At 40.3% G+C, this 19,300-nt stretch carries 20 protein-coding genes; 6 read left to right on the plus strand and 14 right to left on the minus strand.

Going from position 1 to position 19,300, the window contains the following annotated elements:
• Positions 1–8: 8 nt before the first annotated feature.
• The 5 genes from LMH66_RS15080 to mioC all read right to left on the minus strand — a co-directional run bounded on the left by LMH66_RS15080 (position 9) and on the right by mioC (position 5,309).
• Positions 9–902, minus strand: a complete 894-nt coding sequence (locus LMH66_RS15080; RefSeq protein ID WP_102529133.1) for a ParB/RepB/Spo0J family partition protein — start codon at positions 900–902, stop codon at positions 9–11.
• A gap of 15 nt (positions 903–917) precedes the next feature.
• Entirely contained in the window at positions 918–1,700 is a 783-nt protein-coding gene (locus LMH66_RS15085) for a ParA family protein (protein ID WP_102529132.1), read from the minus strand.
• Between the two features lie 57 nt (positions 1,701–1,757).
• Positions 1,758–2,381 carry a 16S rRNA (guanine(527)-N(7))-methyltransferase RsmG gene (rsmG, locus tag LMH66_RS15090; RefSeq protein ID WP_102529131.1) on the minus strand — a complete coding sequence of 208 codons (624 nt, stop codon included), beginning with the start codon at positions 2,379–2,381 and terminating at the stop codon, positions 1,758–1,760.
• Positions 2,382–2,500: 119 nt separating this feature from the next.
• Entirely contained in the window at positions 2,501–4,390 is a 1,890-nt protein-coding gene (gene mnmG / locus LMH66_RS15095; protein WP_102529130.1) for a tRNA uridine-5-carboxymethylaminomethyl(34) synthesis enzyme MnmG, read from the minus strand.
• A 478-nt stretch (positions 4,391–4,868) separates the two neighbouring features.
• A complete protein-coding gene (gene mioC / locus LMH66_RS15100) occupies positions 4,869–5,309 on the minus strand; it encodes an FMN-binding protein MioC (RefSeq protein ID WP_229370968.1) in 441 nt (146 codons plus the stop codon).
• A 112-nt stretch (positions 5,310–5,421) separates the two neighbouring features.
• Here mioC and LMH66_RS15105 point away from each other — a divergent pair, with 112 nt between their 5' ends.
• The gene (locus LMH66_RS15105; protein WP_229370970.1) at positions 5,422–6,807 is read left to right on the plus strand and encodes an alanine/glycine:cation symporter family protein; all 1,386 of its coding nucleotides are present in this window, start codon (positions 5,422–5,424) and stop codon (positions 6,805–6,807) included.
• Positions 6,808–6,902: 95 nt separating this feature from the next.
• Here the strand turns inward: LMH66_RS15105 and fghA are convergent, their stop codons facing one another.
• Together fghA and LMH66_RS15115 are read right to left on the minus strand one after the other, a co-directional pair.
• Positions 6,903–7,745, minus strand: a complete 843-nt coding sequence (gene fghA, locus LMH66_RS15110) for an S-formylglutathione hydrolase (protein WP_229370972.1) — start codon at positions 7,743–7,745, stop codon at positions 6,903–6,905.
• 77 nt (positions 7,746–7,822) lie between these two features.
• Positions 7,823–8,953 (minus strand): S-(hydroxymethyl)glutathione dehydrogenase/class III alcohol dehydrogenase, encoded by a 1,131-nt coding sequence (locus tag LMH66_RS15115; RefSeq protein ID WP_229370974.1) that lies wholly within the window; start codon positions 8,951–8,953, stop codon positions 7,823–7,825.
• A gap of 129 nt (positions 8,954–9,082) precedes the next feature.
• Between LMH66_RS15115 and LMH66_RS15120 the strand changes: the two genes are divergently transcribed.
• The 3 genes from LMH66_RS15120 (at position 9,083) to LMH66_RS15130 (ending at position 12,071) form a co-directional block, all read left to right on the plus strand.
• Positions 9,083–9,958, plus strand: a complete 876-nt coding sequence (locus LMH66_RS15120; protein ID WP_229370976.1) for a LysR substrate-binding domain-containing protein — start codon at positions 9,083–9,085, stop codon at positions 9,956–9,958.
• Between the two features lie 214 nt (positions 9,959–10,172).
• Positions 10,173–11,693 (plus strand): flavocytochrome c, encoded by a 1,521-nt coding sequence (locus LMH66_RS15125; protein WP_229370978.1) that lies wholly within the window; start codon positions 10,173–10,175, stop codon positions 11,691–11,693.
• A 24-nt stretch (positions 11,694–11,717) separates the two neighbouring features.
• Complete coding sequence (locus LMH66_RS15130; protein ID WP_229370980.1) at positions 11,718–12,071, plus strand: cytochrome c3 family protein; 354 nt, start codon at positions 11,718–11,720, stop codon at positions 12,069–12,071.
• Between the two features lie 145 nt (positions 12,072–12,216).
• Here the strand turns inward: LMH66_RS15130 and LMH66_RS15135 are convergent, their stop codons facing one another.
• Positions 12,217–13,086, minus strand: coding sequence for a LysR family transcriptional regulator (locus tag LMH66_RS15135; protein WP_229370982.1), 870 nt, complete (start codon positions 13,084–13,086; stop codon positions 12,217–12,219).
• Between the two features lie 134 nt (positions 13,087–13,220).
• On the opposite strand from LMH66_RS15135, the gene LMH66_RS15140 reads away from it, so the two are divergent.
• Both LMH66_RS15140 and LMH66_RS15145 read left to right on the plus strand, forming a co-directional pair.
• On the plus strand, positions 13,221–13,868 hold the full coding sequence (locus LMH66_RS15140) for a TetR/AcrR family transcriptional regulator (RefSeq protein ID WP_102529122.1): 648 nt from the start codon (positions 13,221–13,223) through the stop codon (positions 13,866–13,868).
• A gap of 144 nt (positions 13,869–14,012) precedes the next feature.
• Positions 14,013–14,747, plus strand: coding sequence for a substrate-binding periplasmic protein (locus LMH66_RS15145; RefSeq protein WP_229370985.1), 735 nt, complete (start codon positions 14,013–14,015; stop codon positions 14,745–14,747).
• Positions 14,748–14,840: 93 nt separating this feature from the next.
• Here the strand turns inward: LMH66_RS15145 and LMH66_RS15150 are convergent, their stop codons facing one another.
• From LMH66_RS15150 to rpmH, 6 genes are all read right to left on the minus strand, one after another.
• Entirely contained in the window at positions 14,841–15,467 is a 627-nt protein-coding gene (locus tag LMH66_RS15150) for a PolC-type DNA polymerase III (RefSeq protein ID WP_229370987.1), read from the minus strand.
• Between the two features lie 25 nt (positions 15,468–15,492).
• Positions 15,493–16,851 carry a tRNA uridine-5-carboxymethylaminomethyl(34) synthesis GTPase MnmE gene (gene mnmE / locus LMH66_RS15155; protein ID WP_229370989.1) on the minus strand — a complete coding sequence of 453 codons (1,359 nt, stop codon included), beginning with the start codon at positions 16,849–16,851 and terminating at the stop codon, positions 15,493–15,495.
• An 82-nt stretch (positions 16,852–16,933) separates the two neighbouring features.
• On the minus strand, positions 16,934–18,562 hold the full coding sequence (gene yidC, locus LMH66_RS15160; RefSeq protein ID WP_102529119.1) for a membrane protein insertase YidC: 1,629 nt from the start codon (positions 18,560–18,562) through the stop codon (positions 16,934–16,936).
• Between the two features lie 3 nt (positions 18,563–18,565).
• Positions 18,566–18,820, minus strand: coding sequence for a membrane protein insertion efficiency factor YidD (gene yidD, locus LMH66_RS15165; protein WP_102529118.1), 255 nt, complete (start codon positions 18,818–18,820; stop codon positions 18,566–18,568).
• Complete coding sequence (gene rnpA, locus LMH66_RS15170) at positions 18,787–19,143, minus strand: ribonuclease P protein component (RefSeq protein WP_102529117.1); 357 nt, start codon at positions 19,141–19,143, stop codon at positions 18,787–18,789. Before rnpA ends, yidD begins: the two co-directional genes overlap by 34 nt.
• Before the next feature lie 16 nt (positions 19,144–19,159).
• Entirely contained in the window at positions 19,160–19,297 is a 138-nt protein-coding gene (rpmH, locus tag LMH66_RS15175; RefSeq protein ID WP_011867659.1) for a 50S ribosomal protein L34, read from the minus strand.
• Positions 19,298–19,300: the final 3 nt, after the last annotated feature.

Consider the following 19,300-nt stretch of genomic DNA (forward strand, 5'->3'; position numbering starts at 1 on the left):
TGAGGGATTTAGTGAATTTTGCTAAGTATTCCATCTAATTCAGCAAGATCTTGGTAGTTTATTACAATTTTACCCTTGCCTTTAGTGCCATGATTAATAGCCACTTTAGCACCTAGTTTTTCAATTAACTGTTGCTCTAAGCGGGTTACATCATGATCTTTAGTTGGTTTTTCAGCTTCTTTAGCTGGATTTAGTGCTTTATTAACTAATCGTTCAGTTTCTCGAACTGTCATTTCTTTAGAAGCGACCAATCGAGCTAAATTAGTTTGCTCTTCACCTTCAATTGCCAGCAGTGCGCGAGCATGACCCATGTCAATATCGCCATACTCTAATAAACGCTTCACAGGTTCATTTAAACTATTTAAACGTAATAAGTTAGACACACTTGCTCTAGATTTACCGACCGCATCGGCAGTTTGCTGGTGAGTTAATTCAAACTCTTCGAGTAAACGTTGTAATGCAATCGCTTCTTCCATTGCATTTAGGTCTTCACGTTGAATATTTTCAATTAACGCTATAGCAACCGCTGACTCATCAGGTACCTGCTTAACAATACAAGGGACTTTGTCTAGTTGAGCAATTTGTGATGCGCGCCAACGTCGTTCACCAGCAATAATTTCATACTTTTCAGCATCAACTTTACGCACCACAATAGGTTGAATCACCCCTTGTGACTTAATTGACTCTGCTAACTCTTCTAACGCTTCAGGTGACATATCTTTACGCGGTTGATACTTGCCAGACTGCAATAAATCTAAATCGAGCATCAGTAAGCCATCTTCCTGTGGCGATTGGGTTACTTTTGCTTCTGTTTGAGTCTGTTCAGTTTTTCGGCTCGCAGCGTTGCTGTTGCTTAACAAAGCATCTAAGCCTTTACCTAAACCGCGTTTTTTTAACGTCATTTTATTCCCTTACGCTTACTTAGATTCTGTTTGTTGCTCAGCGCGGCGAATAATTTCTCCGGCTAAAGCTAAATAGGCTTTTGCACCTGCACTGGACTTGTCGTAATACATTGCTGGCGCACCAAAACTCGGCGCTTCAGCTAAACGAATATTTCGTGGGATCACTGTGCGATAAACTTTTTCACCAAAATGCTGTTTAAGTTGATCAGATACATCATTTGATAATCGATTTCGAGGATCGTACATAGTACGCAAGATCCCTTCGATATTTAACGTAGGATTTACCATTGCGCCTAATTTAGTAATGGTATCGATCAGGGCTGTTAAGCCTTCTAAGGCATAATATTCACACTGCATTGGCACCAATACAGAGTCTGCCGCAGACATGGCATTCACCGTCAACATGTTCAATGAAGGTGGACAGTCAATAAAGATGAAATCATAATCATCTTTAACTTCTGCAAGTGCATTCTTTAATCGAATTTCTCTGGCAAAAAACTCCATGAGTTTGATTTCTGCAGCAGTAACGTCACCATTACCGGCAATAAGATCGTATTTACCCGTCGTATCTTTAATGACTATTTCGGCAAAAGGCTTTTCTTCGACAAGTAACTCGTAAGCCGTATTTTCAACTTCGTACTTATCGACACCACTGCCCATAGTGGCATTACCCTGTGGATCAAGATCGATTAACAGCACTTTGCGTTTTGTGGCCGCAAGTGAGGCTGCTAAATTAACACAAGTTGTTGTTTTTCCTACGCCACCTTTCTGGTTAGCTACGGCAATGATTTTACCCACGTGTTCACCCTAAGGACATATTTACGATGTCCGATAATATTTATTCTATTGCTAGTGCTATTTTTGCTTCACTAGCTTTAACAGATGTCTTTGCTCATCTAACCTTGGTACTGTTAACGTGATTGTTTCAACCACGTCAAACCCAGCAGGAATACTGGTTAACTCAGCATCACTCAATTGGCCTTTTAGCGCATAAAATTGACCATTGTCAGCTGGTAAGTGATGACACCAAGTCAACATATCTTCAATTGACGCAAATGCACGACTGATCACACCATCAAATTTCTGCTCAGGCTCATAAGCCTCAACACGGCTTTCAACTGACGTAATGTTATTAATTTTTAATTCAAACTGAACCTGTTTTTGAAAACGGATCCGTTTTCCTAAACTGTCCAGTAATACGAATTCTTTGTCGGGATTTAAAATGGCTAATGGGATCCCTGGTAAACCTGGTCCCGTTCCGACATCAATGAACCTTTGCCCTTTAAGATAAGGAGAAACCACCAAGCTGTCCATAACATGACGGATTAACATCTGTTCAGGATCTCTGACTGATGTCAGGTTATAGGCTTTATTCCATTTATTTAGCATGGTAACAAACCCAACCAATTGTTGCTGTTGAGTTTCAGTCGCTGAAATATTGGTTTCAGCTAGATAAGTTTTAAGTTGATCGGCTAGCACGCTAAGTGACCTCAAAATCAAAGGGAATCATAAATCATCGGGTATTATGAATGGCAGAAATGACTAAGGGAAGCCTCAAAGCTTCCCTTATTAGTTAAAACACAACTTTTTACTGCTATTTAGGCGCTTTTACGCAATAAACCGCGTTTTTTTAAGTGAACAAGTAAAATAGAAATCGCAGCAGGCGTCATTCCAGAGATCCGAGAAGCTTGGCCAATGGTTTCTGGCTTATGCTCATTCATCTTAGCGATGACTTCATTAGATAAGCCTGCCACTTCTTGATAATCAAGATCTAACGGTAAACTAGTGGTTTCATGACGAATGGCTTTATCGATTTCACCTTGCTGTCTTTGGATATAGCCCGAATATTTTACTTGAATTTGAACTTGTTCTGCAGCGCGTGGATCTTCAATCGCTGGGCCAAAACCTTCTAAGCTCATGAGCTTTTGGTAATCCATTTCTGGACGGCGCAATAAATCTTCAAACGAAGCTTCACGTGAAATAGGCGTATTTAATTCAGGATTTAATACATCTAACAAAGGTGAATTGTTATGAACCCAATTACTGCGTAAACGCTGTAATTCAGTTTCAATCGATTCTCTTTTCTCATTAAATTTCTGCCAACGTTCATCATCAACAAGGCCAAGTTCGCGACCTTTTTCAGTCAAACGTAAATCAGCATTGTCTTCTCGCAGCAATAATCGATATTCCGCACGGCTAGTGAACATGCGGTAAGGCTCTTTTGTCCCTAAAGTTGATAGATCATCAACTAAAACACCAATATAAGCTTGATCACGTCTTGGACACCAAGCTTCTTTGCCTTGAACTTGTAATGAAGCATTCATACCAGCAAGTAAACCCTGTGCACCGGCTTCTTCATAGCCGGTTGTACCATTGATTTGTCCAGCAAAGAACAAACCATCAATATTTTTGGTTTCTAATGAATTCTTCAGATCTCGTGGATCAAAATAATCATATTCAATGGCATAACCTGGTCGAATGATCTCAGCATTTTCCATACCTTGAATTGATCGGACTAAATTTAGCTGAACATCAAATGGTAAACTGGTTGAGATCCCGTTTGGGTAGATCTCATTAGTCGTTAAACCTTCAGGTTCAATAAATATTTGATGCGAAGTCTTGTCAGCAAAACGATTAATTTTATCTTCAATCGATGGGCAGTATCTTGGGCCAATGCCTTCAATAACCCCAGAATACATTGGACTGCGATCAAGTCCTCCACGAATAATATCGTGTGTTTTTTCATTGGTATGAGTGATATAACAAGAGACTTGCTGCGGGTGTTGGCTTACATCACCGATGAACGACATTACCGGCAATGGCGTGTCACCTTTTTGCTCTTGCATCTTGTCAAAATCAATGCTGTTTGCATCGATTCTTGGTGGTGTGCCTGTTTTAAGACGTCCTACACGAATTGGTAATTCTTTTAAACGGTTTGCTAATGCGATAGCTGGTGGATCACCAGCACGTCCGCCGCTGTAGTTTTCTAATCCAATATGGATTTTTCCGCTTAAAAAAGTGCCTGTTGTCAGTACAACACTTGGAGACTCAAATGCTAATCCCATTTGAGTAACTACACCAATAACTTTATTATTTTCAACAACTAAGTCATCTACTGCTTGTTGGAAAATACGTAAATTAGGTTGGTGTTGAAGAATTTGTTGGATCTTTTGACGATAAAGCGCTCTATCAGCTTGTGCACGAGTAGCTCTTACCGCTGGGCCTTTGCTTGAATTTAAGGTTCTAAATTGAATACCAGCGAAATCAGTGGCTGTTGCCATTGCTCCACCTAAAGCGTCAATTTCTTTAACCAAATGACCTTTACCAATTCCGCCTATGGCTGGGTTACAAGACATTTGTCCGAGGGTATCGATATTGTGAGTCAGTAAGAGGGTTTTTGATCCCATTCTTGCTGCTGCAAGTGCCGCTTCCGTTCCGGCATGACCACCGCCAACAACAATTACATCAAACCGTTCATGAAAATGCATTTTGTAACCTTGGATAAAAGTAATTTTTCTAATTTACAGTTAAATCAGAATTTAAATCGAAAGACTGTTTCAGCCGAGTATTTTAGCACTTGCTTTGCCTTTCGGGAATGATCAATTTTCTCATTTTGATCAGACACGCTTCGCTTAATAGATCTTAAGATCTTTAAATAGATCTTTTTATTACTATTACTATTAGGATCGCCCTTTTCTGTGGAAAACCTTATTTTTTGTTTATAATCATTAGGTAACGTCAAAACGATCCTGTGATCTAGCTGCGATCTATTTCAATATAACTTGGGGATAGATCGCCTAGTTATCCACAGGGGGGATCATTAACAAGATCGGGTGTAGATCAATACAAAGTTATGATCGGATAAAATAATAGCTTATCCACATAGTTATCTTCTAAATTAACTTATTGTGGATAAGATTGGGTAATATTGTGAGTATAAATGAAGATATTAACTAAGTTGATTGATTAAATACTTGCTTGCCACTCAGATAACCAAGCTAAAGCAGCATCTTCAGGCACAGGATCCCTTTGTACATCAATTTGGATCTTATTCACAATTGGCTTTGCATCTAAACGATCTAGCTCAGAAATTATTTTTTCAGGTCCTTGGCAAAAAGTATCGTAACTTGAATCACCAATGGCACATAAAGCATATTTTAACGACTTAAGATCGCCATTATTACCAAATAATTGCCGATAAAAGGGCTCAATATTGTCTGGAAGATCGCCAGCTCCATGTGTTGAACAGACAATTAACCACAGTGAATCTGGGTCTAAATCAGTTAGATTTGGGCTTAAATGTATTTGAGTTTGGTGGCCTATATCGGTCAATTGAGCCGCCATATCATCTGCTACGTACTCGGTTCCGCCTTGCGTTGTACCGACTAATATCTCTACTTTTGCCATGTGAACACCTTATTTTTGGCTACGATTAACCATAGTTTTAAGCATAGTTTACGCAGATTTGTCATTGCACAAAGCGCTTTTTGTCCGTATTTTCAAAGATAACTTTTAACAAATGCGTAACTTATCTATGTCTCTTGTTTCTATTACGGCTGAAATTGCTGATTTAGCATGGGGGCCACACATGCTGGTTCTATTAGTCGGTGGTGGTCTTTTTTTCCTTATTTATTCTAGGTTTATCCCATTTCGTTATATTGGTCATGCCATCAATATAGTCAGAGGGAAATACCCTGAAAAAGGGGCTAAAGGCCATATTACACATGCTGGTGCGTTATCCAGTGCGATGGCAGGCACTGTGGGAATGGGCAATATTGGTAGTGTCGCCGTAGCTATAATGGTGGGTGGACCTGGTGCTATTTTTTGGATGTGGATCAGTGCGATTGTGGGGATGGCGACGAAATTCTTTACTTGTACCTTGGCTATTATGTATCGCGGTAAAGATGAAAATGGTGATGTACAAGGTGGACCTATGTACATTATCACCCAAGGACTGTCTAAGAAATGGCACTTTTTAGCGGTATTTTTCTGTGTTGTAGGCTTAGTGGGCAACTTTCCATTATTTAATGCCAATCAATTAGTGCAGATCATTCGTGAATGGCTAATCGTGAAACCGGGACATTTTCCAGCTGGTGAATCAACTTTTTGGGTCGATCTTTCCCTGGGTATTGTAGTGATGTTGATTGTCGCAAGCGTCATTTTAGGTGGGATCAAACGTATAGCATCGGTGGCATCTAAAGTGGTGCCATTAATGATCTTCATTTATATGGGTTGTGCTTTTTATGTGATTGCCACTAATTTAACTGATATTCCCGGTTATTTTGAGCTGATTATTAGTGAAGCTTTCTCACTTAATTCTGTGGGAGGAGGCATATTAGGTACCATGTTAATTGGGATCCGCAGAGCTGCTTTTTCTAATGAGGCGGGCATTGGTACTGAGGTAATGGCTCACGGGAGTGCCAAAACTAATGAACCAGTTAAAGAAGGCTTAGTAGCCATGTTAGGCCCTGCTATTGATACATTAATTGTGTGCACCGCAACGGCTATGATCATTTTAATATCGGGGGTTTGGCAAGGCGGGGAAGCGCAAGGTGTGAACTTATCAGCTCAAGCATTTGAAGTGACTATGCCTGGCGTTGGTCCCTATTTACTGATCCTTTGTGTGGTGTTTTTCAGTATTAGTACCATTTTCACGCAAGCTTTTTACGGTGGGCAATGTTTTGCATTTTTATTTGGCCGTAAAAGACTACGTTTATATCAGTGCTTTTTCTTGCTGGCGATCTTATTTGCTGCAACAGCCACAATTCAAGAAATCGTTAATATTATTGATGCTGCTTATGCCTTAATGGCGATTCCAACCATGACCTCTGCAATTTTATTAGCCCCTAAAGTCAGAGCTGCTTCTAAGAAGTACTTTGCAAAATTGGCGCAAAATAATTCATAAATGTGTCGTGAATTCTAAAATATATTCATTATAACGGATCAAAAAGGGAGTGATTATTCACTCCCTTTTTGTGTTCGGTCATAACAAATAATGACTTACTTTAATAAGTACTTTGCATGAAACCGAAGATGATCTTCTATAAAGCTACTGATAAAGAAGTAGCTATGATCATAACCTTCCTGCATGCGTAATGTCAGTGGGGATTGCTGAGTTTTGGCGGCATCAACTAAGGTTTCAGGCTTTAGTTGTTCGGTTAAGAAGTTATCTTCAGTGCCTTGATCCACCAGCATAGGCAGTTTAACCGTCGAATTTTTCATTAATTCACTACTATCGTACTCAGCCCAGGTGGTTTGATCTGATCCTAAATAACCATTAAAGGCCTTCTGTCCCCAAGGGCAATTTATAGGGTTACAAATCGGACTAAATGCTGAAATTGACTGATATTTCTCAGGGTTTTTAAGGCCAATCGAAATAGCACCATGGCCGCCCATTGAGTGACCACTAATACTGCGCATGTTACTGACAGGAAAATGCTGCTCAATTAATGTTGGCAGCTCTTTCACCACATAGTCATACATTTGATAGTGAGTATTAAAGGGGGCTTGGGTAGCATTGAGGTAAAACCCTGCTCCTAATCCAAAATCATAGGCTGCAGATTCATCATCTGCGACATTCTCACCACGTGGACTGGTATCTGGGGCAACTATGGCGATACCTAATTCTGCGGCAACACGCTGAATACCTGATTTTTGCATGACGTTTTCGTCGGTGCAGGTGAGTCCTGACAGCCAATAAAGCACAGGAACTTTTTGTGAAGCGGCTTGTGGCGGCAGATAAATAGCAAAGCGCATGTGGCAATTTAGCGTATCTGAATGGTGGCGATATTGCTTTAGCCAGCCGCCGAACATTTTATTACTACTGACGTTTTCTAAAGTCATTTGATTGATCGCTTATGATAAAAATGCCCTTAGCATAAGGTTAAGGGCATGATATTAATCCAACACAACAATAATATTTACTTATCGAAGTGAATGACTGAACGGATGCTTTCACCGCTATGCATTAAATCAAAGGCATCATTTATTCCTTCAAGACCCATGGTATGAGTAATGAAGTGATCCAGCTTAAATTCACCATTTAAGTATTGCTCAACAATACCGGGTAATTGACTACGGCCTTTAACACCGCCAAATGCACTCCCTTTCCAAACTCGACCAGTGACCAATTGAAATGGACGGGTTGAAATTTCTTGGCCTGCACCGGCAACACCAATAACAACCGATTCGCCCCAGCCTTTATGACAACACTCAAGTGCACTGCGCATGACATTAACGTTACCAATACATTCAAACGAGAAATCTACCCCGCCATCCGTCATTTCCACAATGACATCCTGAATTGGTTTGTCATAATTTTTGGGATTAATACAATCAGTCACACCTAATTTAGTGGCTAATTCAAATTTTGATTCGTTTAAATCAACCCCAATAATGCGACTCGCACCAGCCATTGTGGCACCAATAATGGCTGATAAACCAATGCCGCCTAGGCCGAAAATGGCCACAGTGTCGCCTTTTTGCACTTTAGCGGTATTAAATACGGCGCCCATACCTGTTGTTACACCACAGCCTAATAAACACACTTCTTCAAGTGGGGCTTTTGGATTCACTTTTGCTAAAGAGATTTCTGGAAGCACGGTATATTCTGAAAAGGTTGAGCAGCCCATGTAGTGGAAAATTGGCTGACCATCTTTATAAAAGCGTGTCGTACCATCAGGCATTAAACCTTTGCCTTGGGTTTCACGTACTGCGCTACATAGGTTGGTTTTACCTGAAGTACAGAATTTACATTTACCACACTCGGCTGTGTATAGCGGAATGACGTGGTCACCTACTTGTACACTGGTAACGCCTTCACCGACCATTTCCACAATACCGCCACCTTCGTGACCTAAAATGACCGGGAAAATACCTTCTGGATCATCGCCTGACAAGGTGAAAGCATCGGTATGACAAACACCAGAAGCAATAATCTTAACCATGACTTCACCCGCTTTTGGATACATGACATCCACTTCTTCAATTGATAATGGTTGTCCCACTCCCCATGCAACAGCGGCTTTAGATTTTATATATTGTGCTGACATTGTGTTTGTCCTTTTGGCGTGACGATAAAAATGTGGATCTACACAGTGTAGAAGATAAGTCTATTGTATTTATTTTCTGTCAGTTGATAATAAGCTTAAATTACAAATGACTTTTACGAGTGAGTAATAATGTTGCCATGGGAAGGAGTTTATGAATTTGTTGCAGTAGCTGAAACGGATAGCTTTACTGCTGCGGGTAAGCGTTTGTCGATTTCAACAGCACAAGTCAGTCGTCAAATTAGTCAAATTGAAAATAGACTAAGTACCAAACTGTTTTATCGCACGACACGAAAAGTATCGTTAACCGAAGAAGGACAGGTTTTTTATCGTCATTGCCGTCAAGTTATCGATGGTCTTGAAGAAGCTGAGCGGGCGATAACCAGTTTACAGAATAAGCCTCAAGGCCTGATTAAACTGACAGCGCCTGTAACTTACGGTGAAAAATTTATTATGCCGATTGTGACTGACTATATGCAGCAATATCCAGATGTAGAAGTTATATGTGAGTTAACCAATCGACAATTAGATTTGGTAGAAGGCGGCTATGATCTTGCTATTCGTTTAGGCCGATTAGCAGACTCAAGCATGATGGCTAAACGATTAACTAGCCGAGAACAATTTGTTTGCGCTTCGCCTGAGTATATTAGCCGTTTTGGTGCACCTTATTCGTTATCAGAACTGAGCCAGCATAATTGCTTAATCGGCTCACTATCCCATTGGCACTTTACTGAATCAGGTAAAAATAGAAGTATAAAAGTGCAAGGGAACTTGCAGTGTAGTAGTGGCATTAGTTTACTTGATGCGGCATTAAAAGGCTTAGGTATTGTACAACTGCCAGAATATTACGTTCAGCAGTCTATTAACGATAATAAGTTAACGGTATTACTGGCACCGTTTCAACAAGAAAAAGAAGGTATTTGGGCCTTGTACCCACAAAACCGTCATTTGTCTCCTAAAGTAAGGTTGTTAGTAGATAAATTGACAGTTTCTCTTACTCAGCAGTAATTTACTTGTTATTTCCCTCGATTTTATTGTGAGTTACCGATTTGGAACCTATTCCAAATCGGTAACTCACATCCATATTTGATTAAATTATGAGCTACATTTTATTTTCGAATATCTACTCCTTTAGATATAGCTAACTGCTGCCTAATTCCCTTTTTGGAATTGATTCCATCTTTATGATGAAAGGGTCAATTTAAACAAAGGGTGATGACCTATGAGTAATGTAGATCTGTTAGGACGCCGTAAATTTATTGCTGGACTAGGTGTAGCAGCAGGGGCTGCAATGGTAGCACCTGCGATGGCTGTTTCTGAAAAGGCAGACGGTGTTAAGTGGGACAAGGAAATTGAAATTGTCATTATTGGTTCGGGTTTCGCAGGATTAGCCGCCGCAATTGAAGCGACTAAACTAGGCGCTAAAGATGTCCATATTTTCGAGAAAATGTCTTATTTTGGTGGTAATTCGGCGATTAATGGTGGCTTGTTTGCCGCCCCTGGTACGCCAATGCAATCTAAAGAAGGCGTGAATGACTCAGTAGAGCGCATGGTTGCTGATCAAATGGCTGCTGGACGTGGTATCGCTGATGAAGCTTTATTACGCCATGTTGCAGAACATGCAATGGAAGCGTTGCAAATGACCTTTGATGCGGGGTCTGAATACCATCCATATTTACAGCAACTTGGCGGTCACTCGGTTGCGCGTACTTACCAAACAACTGTGAGTTGTGGCGCGGGTATCACTCAGCCTTTATTACATAAGTGTCGTGAATTGGGTGTTCATACCCATAATCGCTCGAAATTTGAAGGTTTCTTGATTGGTGATAAAGGTGAAGTTGTAGGCGTTAAAATGCGTGATAACTACCACTTTGGCGAAGATCAACCTGGAAAAATTATTAATATCCGCGCAAAACGCGGTGTGATAATGGCAACTGGCGGCTTTGCTCAAAACGTTAATTTACGTATGGCGCAAGATCCAACATTAACCTCTGAAGTGGGTTGTACCAATGCGCCTGGTGCTACAGGTGAGGGGATGTATGAAATGTTCCGCTTAGGCGCGGTACCTGTCCATTTAGCGCATATTCAATCTGGCCCTTGGGCATCACCTGATGAAGGTGGATTTGGCTATGTGTCTAACTACTCTATTTATAACTTTCCACATTCAATTGCGATTAACCGTTTAACTGGTCAGCGCTTCATGAATGAAATTGCCGACCGTAAAACCCGTGCTGATGCTGAGTTAGCTTGTCGTGATGAAAAAGGCAATGCATTACCACCAATCTTAATTACCAGCTATAAGGATTCTAAAAAGCATCCTAATACTAAAAAGGTCATTAAGTATAACATCGGCTGGAAGTTTGATTCTGTCGAAGAATTAGCTGCGCATTTCAAAGTGCCATTAAAAGCACTTAAAACCCAAATTGAAGAATATAACCAGTACGTTAAATCTGGTGAAGATACTCAGTTTGGCAAGAACATGACCAAAGCGAAAGATAAGTATATTGAAGCACCATTTACCGTGGTTCGTTTATGGCCAAAAGTGCATTACTGCCAAGGCGGCGTGCAAATTACTACTAAAGCTGAAGTGAAAGATAGCTTTACAGGTAACCCTATCAAGGGGTTATATGCCGCAGGTGAAGTGTGTGGTGGTATCCATGGTGTGAGCCGTTTAGGTAGTTGTTCTATCCCTGAATGTATGGTTATGGGTATGACAGCCGCCCGTAGCACAATGAAAGCTTAACCCAATTAACAAGAGGAATTATTGATGAAAACATTAAAGATGATGCTTGCATTGGGATTACTTTGCTTAAGTAGTGCAACAGTACAAGCGGTAGAAATCAGAGCTTACCATCAAGACGTTATCGGCAAAGATTGTAAAGCTTGTCATGACAATGGTATTAAACAATTTCCATCAGACCAAGCGTGTCAACAATGTCATGATGTGGATGAATTAGCTGAAACAACTGCCCGTAGTGAAGAGGATAAGTGGCAAAACCCACATAGCAACTTACATTACGGTAAAGAGTTACCTTGTCAGGAATGTCATGGTGAACATAAAGCGAAAGAGCCGATTTGTAGTGACTGTCATACGTTTAAGTATGATAAGCACAAAAAATAATACTTAATTGTCACGCCTCAAAAGAAGATTGAGTTAGTACAAATAATGAGTTATTAATTTCCCCATTTAAATTCATTTATGAAGTCTTCTGAAAGCCTCTAACTATCTGGTTAGGGGCTTTTTGTTTTTTAATCGTTTTGAATTATTAGCTATCAGCCACTTCTGCTAAGTTTTCAACATTGGCTTTGATTAGAGTGATCAGTTGCTGGGTAGCATCTGTTTGAGTATCTGGATTGAGATATAGCGCTTCATTGAACACAGGTAAAATGGGTAGGCCATGTTCAACGGGATCTAATATTTGCATTTTATCGTTGATCCTAAATTCGGCAACGGGTGCAATAGTCAGATCATTTTCAACCGCCATACATAAGGCTTGCGGTGAGGGCGTTGAAAGTAATACGTTGATCGAGCGCATTGTCAGTTGGTGGTTAGCAAATACTTGGGCACGAATAGGGCAGTTTTCTGGGTATAAAGCCATTGGAATCGTACTACGTTTATGAGCATTACCATTTTTAGCAGCAACCCAATGAAAACGTCGCTCAAACAGTAATTCACCGTTGGCCGGTGTTTGCCAATGTGTCGCGACTATCACATCAAACTCACCTTGCTTTAGGCGTTTGTAAAGGTTGCCACTCACGTCTGTATCAATCACTAATTCTATACGAGTGAATTCACGAATAAATTCAAGTAAACAGCTACTTAGATAACGTTTTATATAGTCTGTTGGCACGCCAAGACGGATGATTTCACGGTTTTGACTATCTTTTAAATCATCTAAAGCTTGTGAATTCAGTTGCATCATTTTATAGGCGTAATTGAGTAAAGTGACACCAGACTCTGTCAGTGTTACCCCTTTATTATCGCGTATTAATAATGGCTGGCCGACACTCTCTTCCAACTTTTTTATTTGCAAACTCAATGCTGATTGAGTTCGACAAATTTGCTCAGCTGCTTTCGAAAGGTTGCCATTTTCAGCCACGGCAATGAAGCTTTCTAGTAATTCAATTTTTAACATAGGCTGTAGAAAAACTGGCTATTGATAATGTTCATAGTGGTATCAGTATTACTTAATATCGAAGTCGTAAAAAGCTTGTTATCGTGTGAATGTGAACTGATAACATAATTTTGATATGAAGTAAGGAATGTAACATGGGAAGTTGGCAACAAAGAGGTGAATACCTAGTTGAAGTGTCACAACGATGCTTAAAAGGACATAAAACTTTTGATTTATGCCGTTCACATTTAGTCAAAGCGAGCCAGATTTCAAAAGGGACTATTTATAATCACTTTCCGACAGAGGCTGATTTAATGGTCGCGGTTGCTATTAATGATTTAAATCGCTGGAGTGCTCAAGCTGAACTTGATAAACAGGATTATCAAGATCCTCTCATTCAATTTTTAGCTCATCAATGTTGGCGATTACACGACACTTTAGTGAATAAGACTTTTGTTATTGAAAGAGTTATGCCTAACTCTGAGGTGCTATCACAGGCAAGTGAAGTTTATCAGTTAGCATATAAGCAAAGCTACGATGCTTACTTTGTATGGTTCAATGAGATGATTGCTAGAATTGGTAAAGTTGAAGGCTTTAATCGAGGTGAGTTAGTGATTAACTATTTACGCGGCGCAATAATTAACACTGATGATGCCGATAAAGATGGTAATGATGTTCAACTATATTATCAATATTGCTACGCCATTGTGCAGTTATTGGGGCATTCAGATAAGCGTTTACCTGGGATAGCTAAATTTCAAGAGTGGTTAAATAACATGCCGCAGCAACAGTGTGCGGCATAGGTTAAGTAAGGGGGAGAGTAAAACTCTGCACTCGATACAGGCTTAGCCTTGATAAAGTCTCCGCATATTATTCCTAATTAGCTTGTTTGAACTACACTGTTTAAGTGTGACTTTATTGCAAGTATTAGATGAAAAAGGAGGCGTATGAAAATATTGATCATTTGTTTTGTTGGATTTTTTTCCTCGAATATCTTTGCTGAAACATTCACTGCACATTGCCGCAATTACCCTCCTGAGTTATTTTTTGAAAATGGCGAATGCAAAGGTGTCGTTCCTGAAATGATGACTGATATCTTTATTGAGCTAGGACATCAGATTAACTGGGAAAATGTACCATGGATCCGTTCTATTAAAGAGGCTGAAAGTGGCAAGGTAGATCTATTAGTTCGCCATTCTATGACTGAAGCAAGACAAGTATTTCTATACCCAATCGCATACGGTTATTACATAAGAAATCTGAATTTTTATAAATCTCCTAGGTTAGACATAGATATAAAATCATATAAAGAACTCGATAATTATAGAGTTGGTGCTATTCGAGGTAATTTTTATTCACCAACATTTTCAACTTTCGAGAGTAGGGAATTAACTCTGGTGGGTAAAACACAGCAATTGGTGGGAATGTTAGAAAGGAATCGTATAGATGTTGCCGTTACCTCAGCTTCTCATAATGTTGAGTTATTTGAGGGTAAGTTTGAAAAAATTACTCTTGTAGATACTTTTGAAAATCCTATGTATATCAGCATACCTAAAAAGTCTAAAGCAGTTAAATTGTATTCTGACGTGGCTAGATTGATAAAAGAGTATGGCGACACAGGTAAGATAAATCAGTACTTTGAACGATATGGATTAGAAGTGCCTGAACAAATTATTGAATAGATTACAGTGATAAAACCCAAAAATGCCAACATTCAAGCTGGCATAAATTCTAAACTGAATACACGATATCGTGTTTTTATTAAAAACTCGTCATTATATTTTGTTGATAAAATCCATCACTTTGGCTTTGGGTAAACGAGTGATTGTTTGAACATTATCGAACGTTATGACTTGATGTGGACGGTGTAGCTCAATCGTTTCAAGCTGGTGAAGCCATAAATGGCCTGTCATGGTGGCATCGGCTAACGCGCGGTGAAATACACCATCATTGGGTAATTGATGATAATCCACCAAGGTCCCTAATTTATGATTGGGCGCATCTTGGTTAATTCTGCGTGATAGCAATAAAGAACAAGCAAACTGTCCAGAGTATTGGTAATTAATTCGCTCGAATTCAGCATCTAAAAACTTCTTATCAAAGCTAGCGTTATGGGCTACAAGGTTGAAGTCTTCAATAAAATTAGCAAACCGCGCCATGACCGTTTCGCAGTCATCGGCTGTTTGCAGCATTTGATTACTAATACCTGTGTAGTTTTCAATAAAACTATTTACACGGCGACCTGGATTCATCAATTCTTGAAATGAATCAACTACCACACCATCAACTAGCTTTACGGCACCAATTTCAATTGCGCGGTCACCATTATCTGGTGATAAACCTGTGGTTTCAAAGTCGAGAACGATGACGGTATTTGCTAATGTGCTTGATGCTATAGACACTGAATTTCTCTTTTAAATGTGGAACTTATTTACCAATACAAAATGAGCTAAAGATTTTACCCAATAGATCATCAGAGGTGAACTTACCGGTAATTTCAGATAGCGCCATTTGTGCCATGCGCAGTTCTTCTGCCAGTAACTCCCCTGCTAAATACACTTCCAGCTGTTCTTTACCTAGCTGTAAGTGACTTGATGCTAAGTCTAATGCTTCTAAATGGCGACGACGGGCGATAAAGCCGCCTTCTAGGTTACTTTGGTAACCCATTAATGTCTTAAGGTGCTGTTTAAGTTCTTCAACGCCTAAACCTGTTTTAGCAGAAATGCGGTAAACGTTATAACCATGTTCATCTGTGGTCATAACGGGCTCGCCGGTTAAATCAGCTTTGTTACGTACAACAGTGACGCCAAGTCTTGATGGTAGACGGTCGATAAAGTCAGGCCAAATATCATGAGGGTTAACATCAGTAGTGGTTGTGCCATCAACCATAAATAACACTCTATCTGCAGTGGCTATTTCATCCCAAGCTCGCTCAATACCTATTTTTTCTACGGTATCAACGGTGTCACGTAAACCCGCAGTATCGATAATATGCAGTGGCATACCATCAAGGTGAATATGTTCACGTAGCACATCACGAGTCGTACCTGCTATTTCAGTCACAATGGCAGACTCTTTACCTGCTAATGCATTCAGTAAACTCGATTTACCCGCATTCGGACGGCCTGCAATAACGACTTTCATGCCTTCACGGATAATTGAGCCTTGTTTCGCACTCGCTTGGACTGAATCAAGTTTATCGATGATTTTATACAGTGAGTTGGCAATTTTACCGTCTGATAAGAAATCGACTTCTTCATCGGGAAAATCAATCGCTGCTTCAACGTATAAGCGCAAGTTGGTGACTTGCTCTACGAGTTGATGTACCTCATCTGAGAATTCACCTTGGAGCGAGTTTAAGGCGCTTTTAGCAGCTTGTTCGCTGGTGGCATCAATTAAATCGGCAATGGCTTCAGCTTGGGTTAAATCAAGCTTGTCGTTCATAAAGGCTTGTTCACTAAACTCACCTGGCTTAGCAATACGAAGTCCTTCAACTTCCATCACACGCTTAATCAGCATGTCTAGTACGATTTGACCGCCGTGGCCTTGTAGTTCCAATACATCTTCACCAGTAAAGGAATTAGGTCCTTTAAAAAATAAGGCAATTCCTTGGTCAATGACTTCTCCAGAAGCACTTTTAAAGTCACAGTAATCGGCATAACGAGTTTTAGGTAAGTGGCCTAGAACGCTGTGCGCGACTTCAGTTGCTTTATCACCTGATACACGAATGATACCGACGCCGCCACGACCTGGTGCGGTTGCTTGTGCCACGATAGTGTCTGTCATTGAGGAAAACCTTGTTGAAAATAGTAAAGGAAAAGGCGGCTTAATAGCCGCCTTTAAAAATTATATCAGTTTGAGCTATGACTTATTTTAAGCCTTTTTTCTCAAGACCTGCATAAATAATCTTTTGTTGTGTAATCGCCACTAAGTTACCCACTAACCAGTATAGTACTAGGCCTGATGGGAACCATAGGAAGAACACAGTAAAGATAACCGGCATCCACTGCATCATCTTAACTTGCATAGGATCCATGGTTGGTGCCATTGGTTGCATTTTCTGCATTAACCACATTGACACACCCATTAGTAACGGTAGTACGTAGTAAGGATCTTGAACCGATAAATCGTCAATCCAAAGCATGAATGGTGCGTGACGCAATTCATAACTTTCTAGTAATACCCAGTATAATGCGATGAAAATTGGCATTTGCAGCAAGATAGGAAGACAGCCACCCATTGGGTTAACTTTCTCTTTCTTGTAAAGCTCCATCATTGCTTGACCCATCTTCTGACGGTCATCACCAAAACGTTCTTTCAGTTCAGCAAGTTTTGGCTGTAGGTTACGCATTTTTGCCATTGAGGTGTATTGCGCTTTAGTCAGTGGATATAACAGACCACGAACAGAAAGCGTAATTAAGATAATTGCCAAACCCCAGTTAGTTACAATCGACTGGAAGAACATCAGTAGTTTGTAAATTGGAATAGCTAACCACCAAAGGAAACCATAATCGACCACTAAGTTCAGGGTTTCTGAAATAGAAGAAAGGGCTTTCTGGTCTTTAGGACCTACAAAGAACTGCGCACTGATGGTTTGTTGTGTACCAGGAGCAATATCATGAACAGCACCACGGAAACCAATGTTCGCTTGTCCACCCGCACTCATGCTAGTGAAAATAGTGTTTGAATCAGTTGCTGGTGGTACCCAAGCTGACACGTAGTAATGTTGAAGCATTGCAGCCCAACCACCCAGTGTTTGTTGGTTCAGGTTACTTTTAGCAATATCTTCAAAATCATACTTTTCGTAACGCACGTTTTGAGTAGAGAATGCTGCACCACGGTATGTTGGCATCATCATGCTGCTTTCAGATGCTTGAACGGTTTGTTTAATTTGACCGTACATTTGCATTTGAAGCGGAGCTGCAGTGGTGTTGTTTACGTTGTAATCAACAGTCACATCATATTGGCCACGAGTGAAGGTAAATACTTTGGTGTAACTTGCGCCATTTGCATCTACATAGCTTAATGGTACAGATAAAGAGTCTTGGCCAGCCGCTAATTCATATTCTTCTGATTCAGCAGAAAAATGCGCACGTCCATGAGTACTGCTATCAATACCATCACGACCGATTAAACCACTTTGAGAAATATAGTTGAATGTACCGTTTTGCTCTAATAGAACAAATGAGTCATCACTGTCGATTTCAACTTTATGGTCAACCAGCGCTGCGTAAACAATATCACCACCGACAGGGTCGATTTTGATATCTAGCTGATCAGTTTTTACTGAAATGAGGTTTTGCGTCGCCGGTAATTGAACAGGCATGCTTGAATCAGCATCGGGTACATCGCCAATGTTTGACGAAGGTACGTTATTCGTTTGAACAACTGATTGTGTTGCTGTCGGTTGTGGTGCTTTATCGTCTTGCCATGCTTGCCAAAGTAAAAAACTGACAAACAGTAGTGCGATAAGCATTAAATTGCGTTGAGATTCCATAGCCTATTTGTTACACCTGTCGTTTTTAGGGGGGACGGGATCACTTCCGCCGGGATGTAAAGGGTGACATTTTAGTATGCGTTTCGCTGCAAGCCAACAACCTTTCGCAGTTCCATGCGTTTTTATTGCATCAATTGCATAATAAGAGCACGTTGGGTTGAATCTACAGCGAGGTCCCAGCATGGGGCTGATAAGAAGTTGATAACCACGAATAGCCTTGGTGGCTAGCCATTGTAACGGCGACTGAGCTTGCGCCATAACTTCTCTGTTAATTTATGTAGTTCTGCATTTTCCATATCGACCACGCCATTTCGAACCAAGACTACAATATCAAGATTTGGGATGTCATGCTGACTTAAACGGAAATTTGTTCTGATTATTCGCTTAATACGATTACGGTCGCTGGCATTTTTAACAAAACGTTTAGCAACTGTTAATCCAATACGAGGATGTTGTTCTGAATTAGGTATAGCGAGCAGAGTTATTTCAGCAGAAGATGCTTTGATGGGATTTGAAAATACAGATTTAAATTGCGCGGGAGTTAACAAACGTAACTCCCGCGTAAAAGCATAGCTAGTCACTATGAATATCTACCGATTAAGCAGATAAACGAGCGCGACCTTTTGCACGACGACGTGCAATCACTTTACGGCCGCCTACAGTGGCCATACGTGCGCGGAAGCCGTGAGAACGCTTACGCTTCAGGTTGCTTGGTTGAAAAGTACGTTTACTCATTTT

Origin of the sequence: Shewanella sp. 10N.7 (genome assembly GCF_020806285.1) — a bacterium.
Taxonomy (GTDB): Bacteria; Pseudomonadota; Gammaproteobacteria; order Enterobacterales; family Shewanellaceae; genus Shewanella; species Shewanella electrodiphila.